The 20573-nt window shown below is 58.5% G+C and carries 15 protein-coding genes and 1 pseudogene; 13 read left to right on the top strand and 3 right to left on the bottom strand.

Annotated elements, in window-relative coordinates; all coding sequences use genetic code 11:
• Positions 1–11: 11 nt before the first annotated feature.
• Complete coding sequence (gene minC / locus ACP7E6_RS15015; RefSeq protein WP_426230761.1) at positions 12–746, bottom strand: septum site-determining protein MinC; 735 nt, start codon at positions 744–746, stop codon at positions 12–14.
• Between the two features lie 721 nt (positions 747–1467).
• Between minC and ACP7E6_RS15010 the strand changes: the two genes are divergently transcribed.
• The 5 genes from ACP7E6_RS15010 to ACP7E6_RS14990 all read left to right on the top strand — a co-directional run bounded on the left by ACP7E6_RS15010 (position 1468) and on the right by ACP7E6_RS14990 (position 8240).
• Positions 1468–2682 carry a GTP-binding protein gene (locus ACP7E6_RS15010; RefSeq protein WP_426230515.1) on the top strand — a complete coding sequence of 405 codons (1215 nt, stop codon included), beginning with the start codon at positions 1468–1470 and terminating at the stop codon, positions 2680–2682.
• Positions 2683–2712: 30 nt separating this feature from the next.
• Entirely contained in the window at positions 2713–3021 is a 309-nt protein-coding gene (locus ACP7E6_RS15005; protein WP_426230514.1) for a hypothetical protein, read from the top strand.
• A gap of 31 nt (positions 3022–3052) precedes the next feature.
• Positions 3053–5197: a peptidase domain-containing ABC transporter gene (locus tag ACP7E6_RS15000; protein WP_426230513.1), complete on the top strand. Its 2145-nt coding sequence runs from the start codon at positions 3053–3055 to the stop codon at positions 5195–5197.
• Positions 5194–6603 carry an HlyD family type I secretion periplasmic adaptor subunit gene (locus tag ACP7E6_RS14995; protein ID WP_426230512.1) on the top strand — a complete coding sequence of 470 codons (1410 nt, stop codon included), beginning with the start codon at positions 5194–5196 and terminating at the stop codon, positions 6601–6603. The genes ACP7E6_RS15000 and ACP7E6_RS14995 overlap by 4 nt, the downstream gene beginning before the upstream one ends.
• Positions 6604–6824: 221 nt before the next feature.
• The gene (locus ACP7E6_RS14990; protein WP_426230511.1) at positions 6825–8240 is read left to right on the top strand and encodes an LLM class flavin-dependent oxidoreductase; all 1416 of its coding nucleotides are present in this window, start codon (positions 6825–6827) and stop codon (positions 8238–8240) included.
• Positions 8241–8492: 252 nt separating this feature from the next.
• On the opposite strand, the gene ACP7E6_RS14985 is transcribed toward ACP7E6_RS14990, so the two are convergent.
• On the bottom strand, positions 8493–9515 hold the full coding sequence (locus ACP7E6_RS14985; RefSeq protein WP_426230760.1) for a LacI family DNA-binding transcriptional regulator: 1023 nt from the start codon (positions 9513–9515) through the stop codon (positions 8493–8495).
• A gap of 277 nt (positions 9516–9792) precedes the next feature.
• Between ACP7E6_RS14985 and ACP7E6_RS14980 the strand changes: the two genes are divergently transcribed.
• The 7 genes from ACP7E6_RS14980 to ACP7E6_RS14950 all read left to right on the top strand — a co-directional run bounded on the left by ACP7E6_RS14980 (position 9793) and on the right by ACP7E6_RS14950 (position 17016).
• Complete coding sequence (locus ACP7E6_RS14980; RefSeq protein ID WP_426230510.1) at positions 9793–11130, top strand: ABC transporter substrate-binding protein; 1338 nt, start codon at positions 9793–9795, stop codon at positions 11128–11130.
• 97 nt (positions 11131–11227) lie between these two features.
• Complete coding sequence (locus tag ACP7E6_RS14975) at positions 11228–12175, top strand: carbohydrate ABC transporter permease (RefSeq protein ID WP_426230509.1); 948 nt, start codon at positions 11228–11230, stop codon at positions 12173–12175.
• On the top strand, positions 12172–13113 hold the full coding sequence (locus ACP7E6_RS14970; RefSeq protein WP_426230508.1) for a carbohydrate ABC transporter permease: 942 nt from the start codon (positions 12172–12174) through the stop codon (positions 13111–13113). The genes ACP7E6_RS14975 and ACP7E6_RS14970 overlap by 4 nt, the downstream gene beginning before the upstream one ends.
• The gene (locus ACP7E6_RS14965) at positions 13110–13298 is read left to right on the top strand and encodes a hypothetical protein (protein WP_426230507.1); all 189 of its coding nucleotides are present in this window, start codon (positions 13110–13112) and stop codon (positions 13296–13298) included. The genes ACP7E6_RS14970 and ACP7E6_RS14965 overlap by 4 nt, the downstream gene beginning before the upstream one ends.
• Before the next feature lie 2 nt (positions 13299–13300).
• Entirely contained in the window at positions 13301–14398 is a 1098-nt protein-coding gene (locus ACP7E6_RS14960; protein WP_426230506.1) for an ABC transporter ATP-binding protein, read from the top strand.
• Complete coding sequence (locus ACP7E6_RS14955; RefSeq protein ID WP_426230505.1) at positions 14391–15386, top strand: ABC transporter ATP-binding protein; 996 nt, start codon at positions 14391–14393, stop codon at positions 15384–15386. The genes ACP7E6_RS14960 and ACP7E6_RS14955 overlap by 8 nt, the downstream gene beginning before the upstream one ends.
• Positions 15387–15396: 10 nt before the next feature.
• Positions 15397–17016: a dihydroxyacetone kinase subunit DhaK gene (locus tag ACP7E6_RS14950; protein WP_426230504.1), complete on the top strand. Its 1620-nt coding sequence runs from the start codon at positions 15397–15399 to the stop codon at positions 17014–17016.
• 318 nt (positions 17017–17334) lie between these two features.
• On the opposite strand, the pseudogene ACP7E6_RS14945 reads toward ACP7E6_RS14950, so the two are convergent.
• Positions 17335–18809 (bottom strand): annotated as a pseudogene (locus tag ACP7E6_RS14945) (amidohydrolase family protein).
• A 168-nt stretch (positions 18810–18977) separates the two neighbouring features.
• Here ACP7E6_RS14945 and ACP7E6_RS14940 point away from each other — a divergent pair.
• Positions 18978–20543 carry an ABC transporter substrate-binding protein gene (locus tag ACP7E6_RS14940; protein ID WP_426230503.1) on the top strand — a complete coding sequence of 522 codons (1566 nt, stop codon included), beginning with the start codon at positions 18978–18980 and terminating at the stop codon, positions 20541–20543.
• Positions 20544–20573: the final 30 nt, after the last annotated feature.

Here is a 20573-nt window from a genome sequence, read left to right as displayed (position 1 = left end):
TACGTCTTTGATTAGCTGAGAGCTTCAGCTTTGATCGTTTCGCCTTCGAGCCAGATGTGGACTGCTTTTCCGCGCAGCCCTGGCTCCATGTCCTCGGCAGTTAGATAAAAACCGTCGATTGCAATCAGCTCAGCTTCAAGTTTCCGGCAAAAGATGCGCGCAGAAGAATTGCCCATGGTCCCCGCCATCGCACGTCCACGCAGTGCGCCGTAAATATGGATTGATCCGCCCGCGACCACTTCTGCGCCCGAGGCGACCGAACCAACGATGGTCACGTCCCCTTCAGGGTAGTGGCGCGATTGTCCCGAGCGCACCGGTTGACTGACAACAATCGACGGCATCGCTTTGGGCAATATCGGGGCACAGGTGAGCGGGTTTTCGGGAGGATCTTCCTTTTCAGCGTTTTCGCTGGCAGGTACTTCGACGTCTGAAGCCGGGCGCCCGTCCGTCATCGCGGGCGGTAGGTCCGGGCCGAGTAATGAGGATCGAGCGCCTTCGATCCCCATGATTCGGACATTCCGCATACCAAGCTGATTGACGAGATCTCGTAGCTCGGCGCGCTCGATCTCCAGTCCTTGCACGTCGAGTACAATCGGCCGGCGCAAGAAGAATCCGGCGGAACGGGCGGCTAGGTGGTCGAGCTGGACCAGCCAGGCGTCAAGCGGCAGTTCGGGTGTCAGCGCAAGCGCGAGGAAGGAACGTCCCTTGAGACGGATCGGTCGGGGTTCTGTTAACACATCATTCAACTTGGTAAATTTTCTGTTGCTCCGGTGTAGTGAGAAAGTGGTTAACGGAAGGTTAACGAGATATTGCGCGGTCTCTTTCGACGCTGTCATCAGAGCCATCGCTTACGGCCCTTTTGCTGCAAAATCGGCCTTGGCAGGCGTTCAAAAAAATCTCGTCATTCCGGGCTTTCTTTCCGGCGGAACGGATACGAGCGCCGACCCCGGGAACTGAAGCTGGCATGGGGTATCAACTAGCCCGCAGTTCCTCGAATCGACGCGTGTTCGAACGCTGCCTTTCCGGCGGCGATTTGACGTGTGCCAAAGCCGGGTTTCTCGCCTGGGCTGGTTTGCCATCGTTGTTAAGCTGGCAACCCTCATCACATCGGGGGATACCTACACGGTAGAGACTACTCCCGATTGGTGCGGTTCGCGAACGCGAGAAAGTTGGCAAGATAGGCGAAGTAAATCAGTCTCACACGGACCAGGGGGCGGTTCCACATGTTGAGAAGCCACGTGAAGAGTGACAAGCGTCTGAGTATGTCGGTAATGCCGGGACAGCTTTTTCACCTCCTGAACCACAACCGTCAATCCGGGCGGGCTTTCGTCATCTCTCGGCGGCAATCGTGTGTCCGCCTATGGAGCAGCCGGCCTGTTCAAGGCGGGCAAATATTGCAAATCGGACCCACGTTTATGCCACCTTCCGACCGAAGCGGGCGGCGAAACGAGAGAGGAACGGGCTCGGATGAACGGTGATAACCGGCTGCCTGTGACCGTCCTTGCAGGCTTTCTTGGCGCAGGAAAGACCACCATCCTCAATCATGTCTTGCGCAATCGCGATGGCCTGCGTGTGGCGGTTCTGGTCAACGACATGAGCGAGATCAATATCGATGCAGACCTTGTTCGCGACGGCGGTGCTGAACTTTCGCGAACGGATGAGACATTGGTCGAGCTTACGAACGGCTGCATTTGCTGCACTCTACGCGATGACCTGCTGAGTGAAGTCCGCCGGCTCGCGGTGGAGGGCCGGTTCGACTACCTGTTAATCGAGGCAACGGGCATTGCGGAACCCTTGCCGATCGCGGCTACCTTCTCCTTCCGAGATGAAACGGGTGCGGCACTTAGCGATATCGCCCGCCTCGACACGATGGTCTCGGTCGTCGATGCGGTCAATCTGATGACAGACTATTCCAGCGCCGACCTCCTCAGCGATCGCGGCGAAACGCGCGCTGATGACGACAAGCGAACGCTGGTCGATCTTCTGGTCGAACAGATCGAATTCGCGGATGTCGTCATTATAAACAAGATTTCCGAGGTGACCCAAGAGACGCGAAACGCTCTTCGCCGCGTCGTTGCGGCGCTCAATCCCGATGCGCGCGTGATCGAAACGGACTTCGGCCATCTGCCGCTGTCGGTGATTCTCGATACTGGCCTTTTCAGCGAGGCCAAATCGGCCCGCCATCCGCTGTGGCACAAGGAGCTTTACGGGTGGGGAGACCACGTGCCCGAAACTGAAGAATATGGCATATCGAGCTTTGTCTACAGGGCCCGCCGGCCTTTCGATCCGTCCAAACTCAAGGATTTCCTCGGCCGGGAATGGCCTGGCCTCATCCGGGCTAAGGGACACTTCTGGCTCGCCACCCGGCCCGACTGGATCGGCCTGTTGTCGATCGCAGGCGTGCAACATCGGATCGAATCGAAGGGGCTATGGTGGGCGACAGTTCCGAAGGGGCACTGGCCTCGTCATCCGCAATTTCTTGCGTTGCTGGACAAGAACTGGAGCGCCCTTTGGGGTGACCGCCGGCAGGAGCTTGTCTTCATAGGAGCGGGTCTTTGCGAAAGTGCCATCCGCGCTGCGCTCGATGACTGCCTGATCGGATCAGAGAATGGATTTGATCCGCAGGCCGCGCACGATCTCCACGACCCGTTCCCGCCTTGGGAGCACGCTCACGCCGCCTGAAGGACCTAACCCTCAACCTGGGAGACGACAATGAACAACGAACTATATGCCGATGGCATCGGTGAAATCACCGTTACCGGAACGATTGTGCGGATCGACCTGATGTCGCTTTCACCGACCGAACGCGATGCCAACAACAATCCCAAACCCGTCTTTCGCCAGCGGATCATCATGCCGGTAGACGCTTTCGCCAATGCCGTCGACCTCATGCAGAAAGCATTGGGCGGTCTGGTCGAGGCGGGTGCGGTTCGCAGGGTTGCAGACATCGCGCAAATTCCGCAGAGCGATGCCGCGCAACAACCGCCGCTGTCGGCAAACGCGTCCCCTAATTTCAACTGACCGGTAACAGAGCCATCGCTCAAGTGAGGCCATGAGTACACTCGCGCACACAAATCTCCAGTGCTTGGCACTGGTTGGCCGCCATCATGGGGTCGATCTTTCACCCGAAAGGTTGTTGCACGACTACGCCGTCGGCGAACAGGCGGTGCCCATGCGGCAACTCCTGCGGATGGCGAAAGATGCCGGGCTGAAAGCAAAAAACCTCAAAATGACCTGGCGGTCGCTGTTTCAACTCGGCGACGCCTTTCCGGTGCTTGCCGAGCTAGAAAACGGCAATTGGGTCGTTATCGCCGGCGCGACGGGCAGCGGCGAGGACGAGATGGTCCGTGTTCTCGACCCGTTGGCACAACGTCCGGAATTCCTCTTGCTGAACCAGGAGCAATTTCTCAAACACTGGCGCGGCTCAGCAATTCTGGTCAAACGCAACTATCGTCTGTCCGACACCGATCAGCCATTTGGCTTTCGCTGGTTTGTTCCGGAAATCGTGCGTCAGCGCAGCCTGCTTCGCGATGTTGCGCTGGCCGCGTTCGTCCTTTACGGGCTCGGTCTTGCAACACCGATCTTTTTTCAACTCGTCATCGACAAGGTTCTCGTCCATCAGAGCTACGCGACGCTTGCAGTTCTGACCATCGGCATCGCCATTGCTCTCGTCTTCGACGCAGCCTTCACTTTCCTGCGCCGCTATCTGCTGCTTTATGCCACCAACAAGATCGACATCAGGATCGCGACACGCACCTTCGGCCACCTCCTCAATCTTCCGATCGCGCTGTTCGAGCACGCCTCGGCCGGGGTACTGGTGAAGCATATGCAACAGACGGGACGTATCCGTGAATTTCTCACGGGCCGCCTGTTTCTAACGCTTCTCGACGCGCTTTCGCTTTTGGTCTTCATACCGATCCTGGTTCTCTACAGCGTCAAGCTGACCTTTGTCGTGCTGGGTTTCGCTGCGCTTGTCGGCCTTGTGGTCATGTTGCTTGTCGGACCGTTTCAGCGGCGTCTCCAGGCTCTCTACCAGGCCGAAGGCGAGCGGCAGGCGCTGTTGGTCGAAACCGTCCACGGAATGCGCACCGTCAAGTCTCTGGCGCTTGAACCGCGTCAGCGCCAGGTGTGGGATGACCGTTCCGCCCAGGCGATCTCCGTGCGCTTTCGCGTCGATAAGATTTCGACCGTCGCACAGGCACTGACGGGGCTTCTGGAGAAATTGATGAGCGTCGCCATCATCGGCCTTGGCGCGCTTGACGTGTTCAGCGGCACCATGACGATCGGCGCGCTGGTCGCCTTCAACATGCTTGCCGGACGGGTTTCCGGTCCGCTCGTCCAGATCGTCACGATGGTGCACGAGTATCAGGAAGTGGCACTCTCAGTGCGCATGCTCGGTGAAATCATGAATCAGCGCCCCGAACAGTTCGGGCGAGGCCGGGGGATCAGGCCCCAACTGAAGGGCCGCATCGAGTTTGACAAGGTGACGTTCCGCTACGGGCCGGATGGCGCGCCGGCGCTTGACGACGTGTCTTTCACGGTTCCCGCCGGCTCGGTCTTCGGCATCGTTGGAAGAAGCGGATCCGGAAAAACGACCGTCACCCGCTTAATCCAGGGCCTGTATCAGAACCAGCAGGGGTTGGTCCGGATCGACGGCTATGACAGCCGGGAAATCGATCTGGTCCATCTGCGCTCCAGCATCGGCGTAGTGCTACAGGACAATTTCCTTTTCCGTGGATCTGTTCGCGAAAACATCGCCGCCGCCAAGCCCGATGCAAGCATCGAAGAGATCATCGAGGTCGCGCGCATTGCCGGCGCCGAAGAATTCATCGAACGGCTGCCGCGAGGCTTTGAATCCATGTTGGAGGAAAATGCCTCGAACCTTTCCGGTGGTCAAAAGCAGCGCTTGGCCATCGCCCGCGCACTGATTACCAATCCAAAACTGCTGATCCTGGACGAGGCGACCAGCGCGCTAGACCCAGACAGCGAAGCGATATTGCGGCAGAATTTGAGCAAGATCGCCGAGGGTCGTACCGTGATCATCGTCTCGCATCGCCTATCGACGCTCGTCGATGCCGATGCGATTCTGGTGGTCGATCGCGGGAAGATCGCCGATATCGGCCGCCACGATCAACTCGTTTCTCGCTGCATAACCTATCGCCACCTTTGGTCGCAGCAAACAAGGCAATCCGCATGAACGCGCGCCCGGAAAAGCTCCATGAGAATCTCCCTGTTCCGGTCCCAAAGCCGGGCAGGGAAATCGTCAACAAACAGCCACTGCCGCCCGCTTTCGCTGAGTTCCAGTCCGACGCGGTCGAACTGGAGGAGCGCGTCCCTCCGAAAATTGCTCGAATGACGCTCTATGGCATCACAGCGCTGATCTGCACTGCCGTCACCTGGGCATCCGTCTCCAAGATCGACGAGGTGGTGATCGCGCCCGGTAAGTTGATTACCACCCGTCCGACCATCATCGTTCAACCGCTCGAAACCTCGATCATCCGCACGATCGATGTCACCACCGGCGAGATCGTCAAGGCGGGTCAGACGCTGGCAACGCTGGACGCAACGTTCAGCCAATCCGACGTCGATCAGCGGCGTGCCCAATATGCGGCCCTTGATGCCCAGGTCAAGCGGATCACCGCCGAGATCGGCCATGCGGACTACGCGAAATTGGCTGGAGGCTCCCCTGACGAACAGCTGCAGGTCCAGCTTTTTGCCCAGCGCCACGCCTTCTACACCGCCCAATTGCAGAATTTCGATCAGCAAATCGCTGGGCAGGCTGCCGCGATTGAAGCCGGTAAGAACCAAGAGACGGTCCTTACGAGCCGCCGCGAAAACCTGATCCTGATCGAAAACGCCCGCGAGACGCTCTACAAAAACGACACAGGGTCCCTCGTGGCGTTCCTCGTATCGCGCGATGCCCGGCTTGATGTCGATACGGATATCTCCGCGCTGCACGGCAAGGCTGCGGAGGCGGGGCATTCTCTGGCCAAGCTGACAGCCGATCGGCAAGCGTTCATTGAAGACTTCCGGCGCGCATCGATGGACAAGCTCGTTGAATTGCGCAACCAGCGCGATACGGTGGGCGAAGAACTAAAGAAGATGGAACTGCGCCGCAACATGGTCACGTTAACGGCGCCTGAAGACGCCGTCGTCCTGGACCTTGCGCAACGATCGGTCGGTTCCGTAGTGCGCGAAGCCGAACCGATCGTAACGCTCGTTCCACTGAACGTTCCACTCGAGGCGGAGGTCTCTATCAGTTCGCAGGATATCGGCCGGGTCGCCGTCGACAAGGAGGCGCGGGTCAAGCTGGATGCCTATCCATTCCAGAAATACGGTACCGTCACAGGCACGGTCAGGACCATCAGCCGCGATGCTTTCCCTCCGCCTGAAAAAGCAGCTGGCGCCGACCAGCCTGCAGGTACATTTTTCAAAGCGCGGGTCTTGCTTTCCAGCACGCTTCTGCAGGCCCCCGGCGAACCTGTCCGGCTTTTGCCAGGCATGACCGTCACGGCCGAGCTCAAGGTCGGGAGCCGTACGGTTATTTCCTATTTCCTGTATCCCCTGCTGCGCGGGCTGGACACCGCCATTCGCGAGCCTTGAAGCTTGCCATCCTCTTATCGTTTATGCGGCACGACAGCACTGATGCGCCGGCGGCTCGGCCTCCTGAGCTTGCCGCTTTGAATGAGGTCAGGGTGAACTGGAAATCGATTTCACTTATTAGAGCATAAAAAACATAGAGTGTCTGTATTGATGGACGTTTGTGGCTATTTTGTCCGGTTGTGGCTGCATTCGAATGCTGCCTTTGGAAACCGGAGATATCCATGGCCCGTCAAATCCGCTTCAACGCCTTCGACATGAATTGCGTTGGCCACCAATCGCCGGGATTGTGGTCGCATCCGCGCGACAAGTCGTGGAAATACAAGGATCTCGACTATTGGCAGGATCTGGCCCGCACGCTTGAGCGCGGCATCTTTGATGGTGTCTTCATTGCCGACGTCATCGGCTACTACGATGTCTACAAGGGCTCGAACTATCACGCGATCCACCAGGCGGCCCAGATTCCGGTGAACGATCCGCTGCAGCTCGCTGCACCGATCGCGCTCGCCACCGAGCACCTCGGTATCGGCATCACGGCATCGACATCGTTCGAACACCCCTACACCTTCGCCCGCCGGTTGGCGACGGCCGACCACCACACCAAGGGCCGGGTCGGCTGGAACATCGTGACGTCCTACCTGGAGAGCGGCGCCAAGAATATCGGCCAAGGCGGGCTGCGTGGCCATGACAATCGCTACGAGGTCGCCAACGAATATGTTGAGGTGCTCTACAAGCTGTTCGAAGGCAGTTGGGAGGAAGGCGCGGTTCTGCGCGACCGGGACAAGCGGATATTCACAGACCCGACCAAGGTTCACGAGATCGGCCACAAGGGCAAGTATTTTGATGTGCCCGGGTATCACCTCAGCGAGCCTTCACCGCAGCGGACACCGGTTCTCTATCAAGCCGGAGCGTCGGGACCGGGCAAGACTTTCGCCGCTGGCCATGCCGAATGCATCTTCGTCGCGGCCCCGACGAAATCGGTGCTCAAGGGCTATGTCGCCGACATTCGCGAACGCATCGCTCAGGCGGGCCGCGATCCGAACAAAGTGTTCATCTACACGCTAATTACCATCATTACCGACGACACCGAAGAGAAGGCGCAGAGAAAGTTCGAGGAATACAAGAGCTACGTCTCCTATGATGGCTCGCTGACCTTCATGTCTGGCTGGAGCGGCATCGATTTTGGCCAGTATGCGCCGACGGATGTAGTGGAGAAGATCGAGACAAACGCGATTCATTCCTTCGTCGAGCACATTGCCGGCGGTGACAAATCGTGGACGATCGATGAACTCGCGCAGTTCGGCGGTATCGGCGGCATGGGCCCCGTCTTTGTCGGCTCGCCTGAGCGGATTGCCGATATTTTGCAGGAATGGGTCGAGGATACCGGCGTAGATGGCTTCAACATCGCCTATGCTGTGACACCGGACAGCTTCGAGGATGTCGTCGGCCATATCGTGCCGGAACTGCAAAAGCGCGGTGCATACCCGACAGTCTATAAGCCGGGAACACTGAGAGAAAAGCTCTTCGGGGAGGGCCCCTATCTGCCTAAGACCCATCCGGCCGACGGCTACCGCGACATCGAGGCGGTCAAGCGGCGCGAGCTGCAGGCCGAGCACAAGCTTAAGACGGTGGGTGCGTGAGGGGCGACGCGCTTCTCGAATGGTGCGCAAAACTGGGCGATTTTGTGCAACACCACCCGGAAACAAGCGCAGGGACTGCAATGAGCCAGCCAGTCTGGTGCGGGACGCAGAGCCATTAACGCAAGGACCGAACTGGAGATGCGAAGTTTGAGGTTTTCGGAGCGCATTTGGACAAAGGCGAATTCGGCCGGCAATCAGGGGCAGGCGTCGCCGGCAGTAACAATCGGCTCAACGGTGAGCGGCACGGCAATCTCAGAGGTTCTCCTTCAGCAAGACTTCGATCCTGATTTTTTCCTGGGCGGCAATCGGGTCGCGCAGGTCGGCGCGGGCGCGCATGATACGGACAGCGCTGCGCACGGCATGGCCGGGGTCCTGCGCAATGATGGCGTCGATGCGGCCTGTGCGCAGGGCTTCCTCGCTGAAAGGTGTGCGTTCGTGAACGACGACAGTGACTTTTTGCAGGTCGGCGTGTTGCGAGATGGCCGAGACCGGAATCCGGCTTTCCGGACTGAGCACATAGGCAGCCCTGATGTCGTGATGGCGTTCGACGACATTTTGAATGATTGCCGCAGCCCGGCCCTGGTCACCATAGGTCTCAAGCGATGGCAAGGCGCGCAGGTGCGGGAACTGCTCGTTAATGATGCTGTCGAAACCGCGACGGCGTTCGATGCTGTCTCGTGCCACCATGGTTTCGGCGACAATCATGATCTTTCCGGGCTCGTTGCCGAGGAAGCGTCCGATGATCCGGCCGGCCGTCGCCCCGGCAGCGAAATTGTCGACGCCGACAAAATCGGCCGTCTTCAACTTTTCCTGGCCGGACAGAAACTGCACAAGATGAATTCCCCGCGTCATCAGACGGCTCAAAGCGTCGCGCACCTGCGGTGATTCCGGCGCCATGACGGCGACGCCATCCACTTCATCGGTTTCTATCGCCGCCAGATGCCGCGACAGCTGGTAGGGATCGTCGGTTGGAATCTGATCAACGGTAATTTCCGTCAGATCGGACTTGAGCGTCCGGCGGGCTTCGCTGACACGGTGCAGCAATTCCTGCAGATACTGATCTCCCTTGCTCGGTAAGACGAAGCGAAACCGGTAGATTTTATTGCGGGCAAGAGCCACCGCAGCAAGATTGCGGACAAAGCCAATTTTTTCAATGGCCTCATGCACCCTGCGCGCGGCCTTGGCACTGACATTCGGCCTGTCGTTCAATACCCGGTCGACAGTTGCCAGGCTGACACCGGCGGCTTCTGCCAGATCCTTCGCGGTGGGTCGTATCATCTGATGCCTTCCGTTCCTACGCTTTGACCGTTCTCGTTTTCCAACAGTCCGCGCAAAAAAGCAAGAAATTGAAGTGCGCACCTCAAAATCGACTTGCGTTGAGGTGCGCACCTCAGTTATACCATGACAACGACGGCGGCAAAGAGGGCCGACTGGCCGCAAAGCTGGTGTTGGAGGGAAGGTTTGGTCGCAGGGCCGGCCTTTGCATCGTGCTCGTCAAGAGCGCTCAGGCACGTGCCGATGGAGGTCGGAGTGTCACTAGGGAGGAGATTTCATGCCACGTTCATTTCTGAAATCGGCATTTGCGGCAGGCGTCGTGACCGGGCTTGTGTCACTGGGAGCCACAACTTCGGCGCAGTCGGAAGATTTGACTTTGTGCTGGGCAGCTTGGGATCCGGCCAATGCCCTGGTTTCGCTCAGCAAGGATTTTGAGGCCAAGTCCGGCCACAAAATGAGTTTCGAATTCGTGCCCTGGCCAAACTTCGCAGACCGCATGCTCAACGAGCTGAACTCCGGCGGCAAGCTGTGCGATCTGATGATCGGTGACAGCCAGTGGATCGGCGGCGCCGCCGAAAACGGTCAATATGTAAAGCTCAATGACTTCTTTGACAAAGAAGGCATCAAGATGAGCGATTTCATTCCGGCGACGGTTACCGGCTATTCCGAATGGCCCAAGGGAACACCGAACTATTGGGCGCTTCCCGCCTTCGGTGATGTCGTCGGCTGGAGCTACCGCAAGGACTGGTTCTCGCGGCCCGAGCTACAGGCGGAGTTCAAGCAGAAATATGGCCACGAGCTCGCCGTCCCGAAAACCTTCGAAGAGCTGAAGCATATTGCGGAATTCTTCCAAGGTCGTGTGATTGACGGCAAGACGGTCTATGGCGCCGCGATCTATACCGAGCGCGGCTCCGAAGGCATCACCATGGGCGCGATGGACGTGCTCTACAGCTATGGTTTCGAATACCAGAACCCCGACAAGCCTTACGAACTCGAAGGATACGTCAATTCCGACAAGTCGGTAAAGGGCCTGGAATTCTACAAGGAGCTCTACAATTGCTGCGCTCCTCCCGGCTCGTCCGACGCCTATATGTCAGAAAACATCGACGCCTATAAATCCGGTCAGGTAGCGTTGCAGATGAACTTTGCTTTTACCTGGCCTGGCATCAATGCCGACCCCAATGTCGGCGGCGACAAGTCCGGCTATTTCCCCAATCCCGCAGGCCCGGATGGCAAGCAGTTTGCCCAACTCGGCGGCCAGGGCATTTCGGTGGTCGCCGTTTCCGAAAAGCAGGATGCAGCCCTTGAATACATCAAGTGGTTTGCCCAGCCTGACGTCCAGGCCAAATGGTGGCAGTTGGGTGGTTATTCGGCTTTGCGTGCGGTGGTCGAGGATCCAGGCTTTGCCAAAAGTCAGCCTTACGCCCAGACCTTCCTCGATTCCATGGCAATCGTAAAGGACTTCTGGGCCGAGCCGTCCTATGCCTCGCTGCTGCAGGCATCGCAAAAACGCTTCCACAACTACGTAGTCGCCGGGCAAGACACGGCCAAGGACGCGCTTGACGGGCTTGCCGCCGACTGGAAGACGATCTTCGAAGACGAAGGCAAATACTAGACACTGACCGCGTGACCTCCCTGCGGGGTGTCTGTGCAGGACCGGCCGATAGCAGCCGGTCCTGCGAACTATGCTTCTTCTGACTTAGGGGAATAAGATGCTCGATTCACCGGCTGATCGGGCCGTGGGCGAAAAGTCGCCTGTCGTGTCCAAGCGCAGTCAAGGGCTTTCGGACAGAGCGATCGCCTGGCTGTTCGTAGCGCCATCGATCTTTCTGCTGCTCGCCGTCAACATCTTCCCTTTGATCTGGACAGTACGGCTGAGCTTTACCAATTTCCGCGTCAATCGCCCCAATGCCGAGGTCCAGTTCGTCGGGTTGAAAAATTACATCAGCGTCCTCACCGACGGGGATATCTGGCAGACGATGCAGGCGACGGCCCATTTCCTGATCTGGACGATCGTCCTCCAGGTCCTGATCGGCTTCGCACTCGCCTACCTCATCAACAAGAAATTCCGCGGCAACGACATGTGGACGACGATTATCGTCCTGCCGATGATGTTGAGCCCGGCAGTCGTCGGAAACTTCTGGACATTCCTCTACCAACCGCAAATCGGCCTGTTCAACTACGCGGTCGGCTACCTCACCGGAACGGATCCTTCCGCCTTCTCGATGATCGGCGACGTCTCCCTCGCGCCCTGGGCGATCATCATCGTCGATACGTGGATGTGGACACCGTTCGTCATGCTGATCTGCCTGGCGGGCCTGCGTTCCATTCCCAGCAGTATCTATGAAGCGGCCGAGTGCGACCGCGCCAGCAAATGGCGGCAGTTTTGGACAATTACCATCCCGATGGTGTTGCCGTTCCTGATGCTGGCGGTGCTTTTCCGCGGCATCGAAAACTTCAAGATGTTCGACCTCGTGGTTCAGCTGACCGGGGGAGGGCCGGGGTCGATCACTGAACTGACGTCGATCAATCTCAAGCGAGAAGCCTTTGAGAAGTGGCGCACGGGATATGCGTCGGCCTACGCGGTCATCCTTTTCGTAACAGTCTTCGGCCTCGCTTCGATCTATGTCAAAGCCCTGAACAAGGTGAAACAAAGATGAGCAGCTATTCCGCTACAGAACCTTCGGCTCGTCAGAAATGGGCTGCCGGAACGCTTGTCGTCCTCTATGCCCTGATCACGATCCTGCCGCTACTGTGGATCATCGCGACGAGCTTCAAGTCGCCGTCGGACGCCATTGCCTATCCGCCCAAGACCCTCTTCGAGCCGACCCTGGAAGGCTATGTCAACCTGTTCACCACCCGCACCCGGGCGACAGAGCAGGACTTGAAGGAACTCGGCGAGCCGAACACCTGGTATGACCGGATCGTGCGCAAGGATGGTTTCATCATAGCCGGACCGTCGCGCTTCCTGGAACGGTTCTCCAATTCCATGATCATCGGTTTCGGCTCGACCATTCTTTGCATCGTGCTTGGCACGGCGGCAGCCTATGCCTTCTCCCGTTTCAAAGTCCCGCTCAAGGACGACCTGCTTTTCTTCATCCTGTCGACGCGCATGATGCCGCCGATTGCCGTTGCCATCCCGATCTTCTTGATGTTCCGGTCTCTCGGGCTCAACGACACCCATGCCGGCATGATCCTGCTCTATACGGCCGTCAACCTTTCACTGGCGGTCTGGCTCCTCAAGGGGTTCATCGACGAGATCCCAATCGAGTACGAAGAGGCGGCGCTGATCGACGGCTACACGCGCTTCCAGGCGTTTTACAAGGTCGTGCTGCCGCAGGCGATGACCGGCATCGCATCGACAGCGATCTTCTGCCTGATCTTTGCCTGGAATGAATATGCCTTTGCGGTTCTTTTGACCTCAGGCACCGCCCAGACCGCGCCGCCTTTCATTCCCACCATCATCGGTGTCGGCGGCCAGGATTGGCCGGCCGTTGCCGCAGGCGCGACGCTGTTTCTCGTTCCCGTGATGATTTTTACAATTGTCCTTCGCAAGCATCTGCTGCGTGGCATAACTTTTGGAGCAGTCCGCAAATGACGGAATTCGTAAACGGACTGCGTGGTTTCCGTCGCGGCGCCTGGGAGATGGTCGCATCGATTCTCATCGCGCTCGGCGTTTTCATGCTGATGCAGCCGTTCTCCCTGTCACTGTACTCCGCATCCTTCATCGTCACCCTGGTGGGCACAGTGATGTTCATCATCGTCAGTCATTTTCCGGAGTAACCATGGCACAGATCAGAATTCAGAATGTGCGTAAGGAGTTCGGAGCATTCACCGCCGTCCAGTCCTCATCTTTCACCGTGGAGGACGGCGAGTTCTTCATGCTGCTTGGACCGTCCGGTTGCGGCAAGACGACGACGTTGCGCATGATGGCGGGCCTCGAACTACCGACCAGCGGTGAAATCTATATCGATGGAGAGGAAGTCGGCATGAAGCCGGCGAGCCAGCGCGATATCGCCTTCGTCTTCCAGATGTTCGCCCTCTACCCGCATATGAACGTGCGCAAGAATATTTCCTATCCACTGCTCAGCCAAGGGATGCCTCGCGCCGAGGCGAGGGTACGGGTGGAAGAGGTGGCGCGCATCCTCAAGATCGAGGGTATCCTCGACCGCCCGGTTGGGGGATTGTCGGGCGGTGACCGGCAGCGCGTCGCGCTCGGCCGTGCCATCGTGCGCCGTCCGAAAGCCTTCTTCATGGACGAGCCTTTGGGTGCGCTTGACGCGGAGTTTCGCGAGCATACGGCCGAGGAACTGCGCGCACTCCACGATCGCATTGGTGCGACAACGGTTTATGTCACCCATGACCAGCTGGAAGCCATGCAGATGGGCGACAAAATCGTCGTCATGAACCATGGCGTCGTTGAACAGTTTGGAAAGCCACAGGACATCTATGATTGGCCGGCGACCAAATTCGTCGCCAAATTCATCGGTTCCCCGGCAATGAATTTCTTCGATTTTGACGGCATGATCGGTATCGGAAGCGATGCTATCGAGCTTTCCGGACACCGGGTTGCTGTTCCTGTGTCGCGGCAGGGTGCCAGCGGCAAGCTGACAATGGGTGTCAGGCCCGAGCATATCCGCTTCTCCGATGCGTCGACCTATCGCGGACGGGTGCTCGCCACGGAATATCTCGGCACGACGCAGATCGTCACAATTGCAACGCCCAACGGCGAGATCAAGGCACGCACTTCCGCCAAGCAATCGGTGAACACTGGCGAAACCATCGGGCTTGAATTCGATACGCAGACGCTGACCATCTTCGATGGCGTGAAGGGGCAGGCGATGCTGTCTGAGGCCAATGAGGGAATCCTGCGCCATGGTTGACGTCATCCTCGAAAACGTGACGAAGACCTTCGCCGGCCGTGCTGCGCTCGACAACCTGTCGCTGACGATCCCGAGCGGTTCCTTCGTCGTACTCTTGGGGCCGACCGGCGCGGGAAAGACGACGACGCTGCGCATGGTGTCGGGACTGGATAAGCCGGATAGTGGCGACATCTATTTCGCCGGCCGCTCTGTCAGGGATCTTGCGCCTGCCGAGCGAAATGTTGCGTTGGTGTTTCAGCAATACTCCCTGTATCCGCATTTGACCGTGCGCCAGAATCTCGAATTCCCGCTGAAGTCACCACTGCTGCGGACGCCGAAGGCGGATATCGACCGCAAGGTGACGTCGGTCGCGGAGATGCTCCAGATTTCCCACAAGCTCGACAATAAGGCCACCAATCTTTCGGGCGGCGAGATGCAGCGTGTCTCGATCGGCAGGGCCTTGGTGCGCAATCCGCAGATTTACCTCATGGACGAGCCGCTCAGCTCGCTCGACGCCAAGCTGCGGGCCGACCTGCGCATCGAATTGAAGAGTATTCAGGCCAATTCCGGCGCCACCCTCTTGTACGTCACCCATGACCAGATCGAGGCGATGACGATGGCGACACATATCGGCGTCCTTCATGAGGGCAGGCTGGTGCAGTTCGGATCGCCGCGCGAAATCTATGAGCGGCCGGTGAGCCTCTATACCGCGACAAGGCTTGGTCAGCCTCGGATCAATGTTCTCGCCGCCGATACCTTTCCCGGCTCGCCGCCCAAGGCGGTGAACATTGGGATGCGCCCCGAACATATCACCCAAGGCGAGGGGCAGGAGGCACTGGTCAAACGTGTCGAGCATCTCGGTGATCAGACGCGTCTTCATTTGGAATTCAAGAAAAACGACATCGTCACCGTAACCGACGCCCATACCAGGCTGAAGGGCGGAGACATCGTCAAAATCCAGCCCGACAAGCCGCTCTATTTTGACGCGGACGGCATGCGCTTAGGTTAAGGGAGCAGAAATGGCACAGTTCATCAACAAGCGGGAAAACGTGGTCACCGAAGCGATCGATGGCCTGCTGGCCATCAGCGGCGGTTCTTTGGTGCGTCTTGACGGCTACCCGCATATTCGCGTGGTATTGCGTAGCGATTGGGACAAGTCGCAGGTGGCGCTGGTTTCCGGCGGCGGCTCCGGCCATGAGCCGGCTCACGCCGGTTTCGTCGGTAAGGGAATGCTGACTGCAGCGGTGTGCGGCGACGTCTTTGCCTCTCCGAGTGTCGATGCGGTTCTCGCCGGTATCCTGGCCGTTACAGGTCCGGCCGGATGCCTTTTGATCGTCAAGAACTATACCGGCGACCGGTTGAACTTCGGCCTGGCGGCAGAGCGCGCGCGTGCCTTTGGCCTCAATGTTAACATGGTCATCGTTGGCGATGACGTTGCTCTGCCAGAGCTGCCGCAAGCGCGTGGCGTGGCGGGAACGCTCTTCGTCCACAAGATCGCGGGCGCGCTTGCGCAGGCTGGCGCCGATCTTGAAACAGTAACGGCAGCCGCCAAGCGGGTGATTGCCGGGGCAAAGAGCATCGGCATGTCGCTCGATACCTGTACGGTTCCGGGATCGCCGAAGGAAGATCGTATTCCCGCCGGCATGGCCGAGCTTGGGCTCGGCATCCACGGCGAAGCCGGTGTTGATCAGATCGCGTTCTTCGACGCAAGAACGGCAATGGAGGCCGTGGTGAGCAAATTGGCCGCCGCCATCGAGGACCGGCCGCATGTTGCGCTAATCAACAATCTTGGCGGTACTTCGGCGCTTGAAATGTCGGTGCTTACGCACGAGCTGATAGCCTCGTCGATCGGAAACCGGATTTCCCATGTTGTCGGACCGGCGCCGATGATGACGTCGCTCGACATGCAGGGCTTTTCCATCTCCCTCTATCCGGCGGATGAAGCTGATATCCAGTCGTTGGGCTCCCCGGTCTCGATCGCGGCCTGGCCCGGATTGTCCGCCGTCAAGCCCATCGTGATTGACGTTCTACCGGACGGCTTGACGCCCATCACGCCGCAGCCGTCCAATCACCAGGAGACGCGGGACTTCCTCATCAATTGCTGCAAGGTATTGATCGCTGCGGAAGAGGACCTGAATGCACTGGATGCCAAATCGGGCGATGGCGATACTGGGTCAACGCTTGCAGGTGCCGCGCGTGCGCTCATCAATGCGATCGACCGGTTGCCGCTTTCAGACCATACCCAGCTTTATCGCGCCATCGGCCAGGAATTAAGCCAGACAATGGGCGGATCGTCCGGTGTCCTGCTTGCCATCTTCTTTGCAGCCGCAGGAGACGCAGCCTCAAGCGGTTTGCCGATGGCAGATTCCCTGAAGGCGGGGCTTGCCCGCATGCAGGAAATCGGCGGCGCCAACCTCGGCGACCGGACGATGGTGGATGCACTTTCACCGGCTCTCGATACGCTTGAAAAAGGCATTAAAACGGCGGCTGCGGCCGCACGCGCTGGTGCAAACCTTACGGCAACAATGGTCAAGGCTAAGGCCGGCCGTGCCGCTTACATCAATGCAAAGCAACTCAAGGGCCATATCGATCCGGGTGCGGAGGCGGTGGCGCGGCTGTTTGAACATCTGGCGGCGTAAAATCCGTAACGCCATTCGCGTGCACACCGCCAGGTTCTGCTTGTGCAGCCCATAATGCCTTCACCGGCGCGAGAAAATGTCCATCTAAAGCGGCTTGGTCGTGACATATCACCTTGGTAGAGATGACCATGGCACCGTGTTCCCGGCGCAGTTTGTGATGGACAGAACCTCAAGCTGAAGGCGGGATTGGAGGGCGGCGTCGGCATTGCATGCCGTTTGGAATTCCGACGTCGGTACCAAGGCAGGGTCGGTGGCGATTTCCCTTGTGAACCGGCTACTAAAGTCGGCAGCAAATACGGACGCCGCATCCATTTTTCCTCAGCATTCTGGCGGTTGGGGCGGAATGACGGGTTCGTCGAAGGTGCGCTGGAGTTTTCCCCAGCCGGGTTCGTGCATATGGGCGTGCAGCCCGGCACGCGCGGCCAGTGCCAGCGCCTCCTCCTGTCCAAAAGTGATCGCCGCCTCCACGTCGGTTGTCAGCACCTTGCCGTCTTTCATGAGGATTTTGCCGTCGACGATGACGGTATCAACATCGCTTCCCAACACCTGATGGACGAGCCGGTGGACCGGCATCCACATCGGCATCAGGTGCGGTTTGCGCATGTCGATAATGGCCATGTCTGCCTTCTTGCCGATTTCGAGGGATCCGATCTCATGCTCCATGCCGATGGCGCGGGCCGCATCGATGGTGATCATCTCGAAGATCTTACCTGGCGGCAGCAGGTAGCGGTCATGGTTGTGGAGGAGATGCTGGGTAAACTGCGCCAATCGTGCGGTCTGGAGCATGTCGAAATGCCGGTTGGGGGCTGCTCCATCGGTGGTGATTGCCACCCGGATTCCCTTGGACATCATTTCCATGATCGGCGTCGAGCGTCCGGGAGGCGCGTGAGAGACGTGAGTGCCGGTTTCGGCCAGGATGCCATTTCCTCGTGCGAGATGCCCCAGCAATGCTGGAGGTGAATGTCAGGTCCCAGCAGTGCATTTTCCTTGTCCTGAAAGGCCATGCGGATCTGTCCGGCAAAGGCATCGGAATGCAGGCGCACACCCCATTTGCGGGCGGTTTCACGCACGCGGCGCGCCTGGTACCGGTCATTTGCCGTCAGCTTTACCGCCTGATCCGGTGAGGATGCATTCGACGGCTCGACCGACGGAACGATGGTAAAAGGCGTCAGGAAAACACTGATGCGGCCATCGGAGCTGCCGTTCAACGCCTCGATGACGGCTTCGCTGCCCTCGATCATCTCTTCGAAAGCGATGTGGCGTCGTTCGGGCTTGCCGCTTTCCCAGCGTGTTACCGGATGTGGCCAGGGCAGACCCGAAGGGCCGACGCAGATGATCTCGCGCAGTCCGATTTCGCTATAGGCGCGGGCATGGTTGATGGCAAAGATCGGATCGTCGGCGCGCGGCATCGATGTGATGATGCTGGCACCGGTGGTCACGCCGGCACGAAGCCGTTCGAGGCCGGAGACAAGGCCGTCGGCATACCAGTAGTCGCGGGTAACATAGTGATAATAGGTCGGTGTGACCACGCGCATCCACATCGCATTGGTGTCGGCCGCAACGCTGCGGATGAGGGCATGCCCCGCGTGGCCATGGGCGTCGATCAGCCCTGGGATGATCAGCTTGCCGCGGCAGTCTATGACTGTCTTATCGGTGTGACGGGGCTCAAGCGCCTCTGCTGTGCCGATGTCGACAATTCTGTCACCTGCGAAGGCCAGCGCTCCGTCTTCAATAATGCGACGCTCCGGATCGACTGTGACAATCGTGCCGTGAAGCAGTAGAAAATTTCCCATCCCGTTTCCCCCTATTTTCATAACCGCCGCCCCTCTGACCGGAGGGGCGACTTTTGGCTACGATAATTGTCAACAATATCATTGACAATAGAAATAGGTGAAACAATACTCCCTTCTGCCTGGGTGCTTGGATATGCAGGCGCATCAACGATCAATAAGGGGGGAAACATGTCCCATGTGAAAAGCTTCATTCTTGCCGCGCTGACTGCGGCTGCCATTGCTGCGCCTGCCAGCGCAGAAACGCTTCGCTGGGGCGGGCGAGCCGATATCTTCTCGCTTGATCCTTATTCGGTTCCATCGACGTCGAACCTCGCCTTCCTCAACCATGTTTATGAGGGGCTGGTGCGCTACGATCCGGACTTCAAGATCGAGCCGGCGCTCGCCACCGAGTGGAAGCTCATCGATGACAAACACTGGCGCTTCACCCTGCGCAAGGGTGTGAAGTTCCATGACGGCGCCGATTTCACCGCCGACGACGTGGTGGCCTCCTTCAAGCGCGCATCGGATGCGACCTCGCCGCTGCGCGGCAATATCCCGCTGTTCGCCGGCGTCAGCAAAGTCGATGACCACACTGTCGATATCGAAGTGACTGCACCGACCTCGCTGTTTCTCAACGACATCACCAATATTTTCATATTCGATGCGACGTGGCTAAAGGACAACAACAGCGAAAAGCCCACTGATTTTGCATCAAAGGTTGAAGGCTACACCACGCAGCACACCAATGGCACAGGCCCCTTCAAGCTGGAAAGCCGCGTCCCGGACAGCAAGACCGTTCTCGTCGTCAATGATGGCTGGTGGGATGAAAAGAAGCACAATCTCGATCGCATCGAGTTCATGCCGATCTCGTCGGCTGCGACGCGTGTGGCTGCCGTTCTCTCCGGTGAGATCGACGTGATCGATTCCGCGCCGATCCAGGATCTGCCGCGTCTGGAATCCTCGCCGGGGATCACCGTCAAGAAGCGCACGGAACTGCGTACAGTGTTCGTCGCGTTCAACCGCCAGGAAAAGCTCGAAGACGGTCGTCCGAACCCGTTCAACGACCTGCGTGTGCGCCAAGCATTCGAAGCGTCGGTTGACCGTGATCTCATCAATAAAAAGGTGATGCGCGGTCTTGCGCGTCCTTCCGGTTCGCTCATCGCCCCGGAAATTTCCGGTTATGCCAAGTCGCTCGATACCTACAGCCCCGCCGATCCGGCGCGCGCCCAGCAGTTGCTGGTTGACGCCGGCATGAAGGATCTCGCCTTCACCTACATGTGCATGAACGACGAAAGCATCAACGAAGAAGATATCTGCTCGGGTATCGTCAACATGTTAAAGCGCGGCGGCTTCCAGCCGACCATGGATATCGCTCCGCGCGCCGTCCAGACGCCAAAACGCAGCAACGGTAAGGCCGACGTGTTCAATCTCAGCTGGGCAAACGAGCCGACGCTCGACGCTTACTCGCTGCTGTCGCAGGTCCTTTCGACCCGCAAGGGCGCGATGGGCGTCTCCAACTATGGCAGCTGGTCAAATCCGGAAATCGACAAGCTAGTCGATCAGGCAGCCCACGAGCCGGACAATACCAAGCGCCTGGCGCTGGAAGAAGCGGCCCTGAAGATCGCCAAGGATGAGACCATGCTTATTCCTCTGCATCAGCAGCCGATTGCCTGGGCCATGCTGAGCACGGTCAAGAGCGTCGATTTCCGCGCCGACAACAAGCCGCGTCATTGGCATACGATGATGGGCAAATAGTCGGCCAAAGACCAGTTTTAACAGGAAAGA

It is taken from the genome of Pararhizobium sp. DWP3-4 (assembly GCF_049898205.1).
Taxonomy (GTDB): domain Bacteria; phylum Pseudomonadota; class Alphaproteobacteria; order Rhizobiales; family Rhizobiaceae; genus Pararhizobium.
Note: the sequence above shows the minus strand (reverse complement) of the source record. Positions and strands in the feature narration are given on the sequence as shown.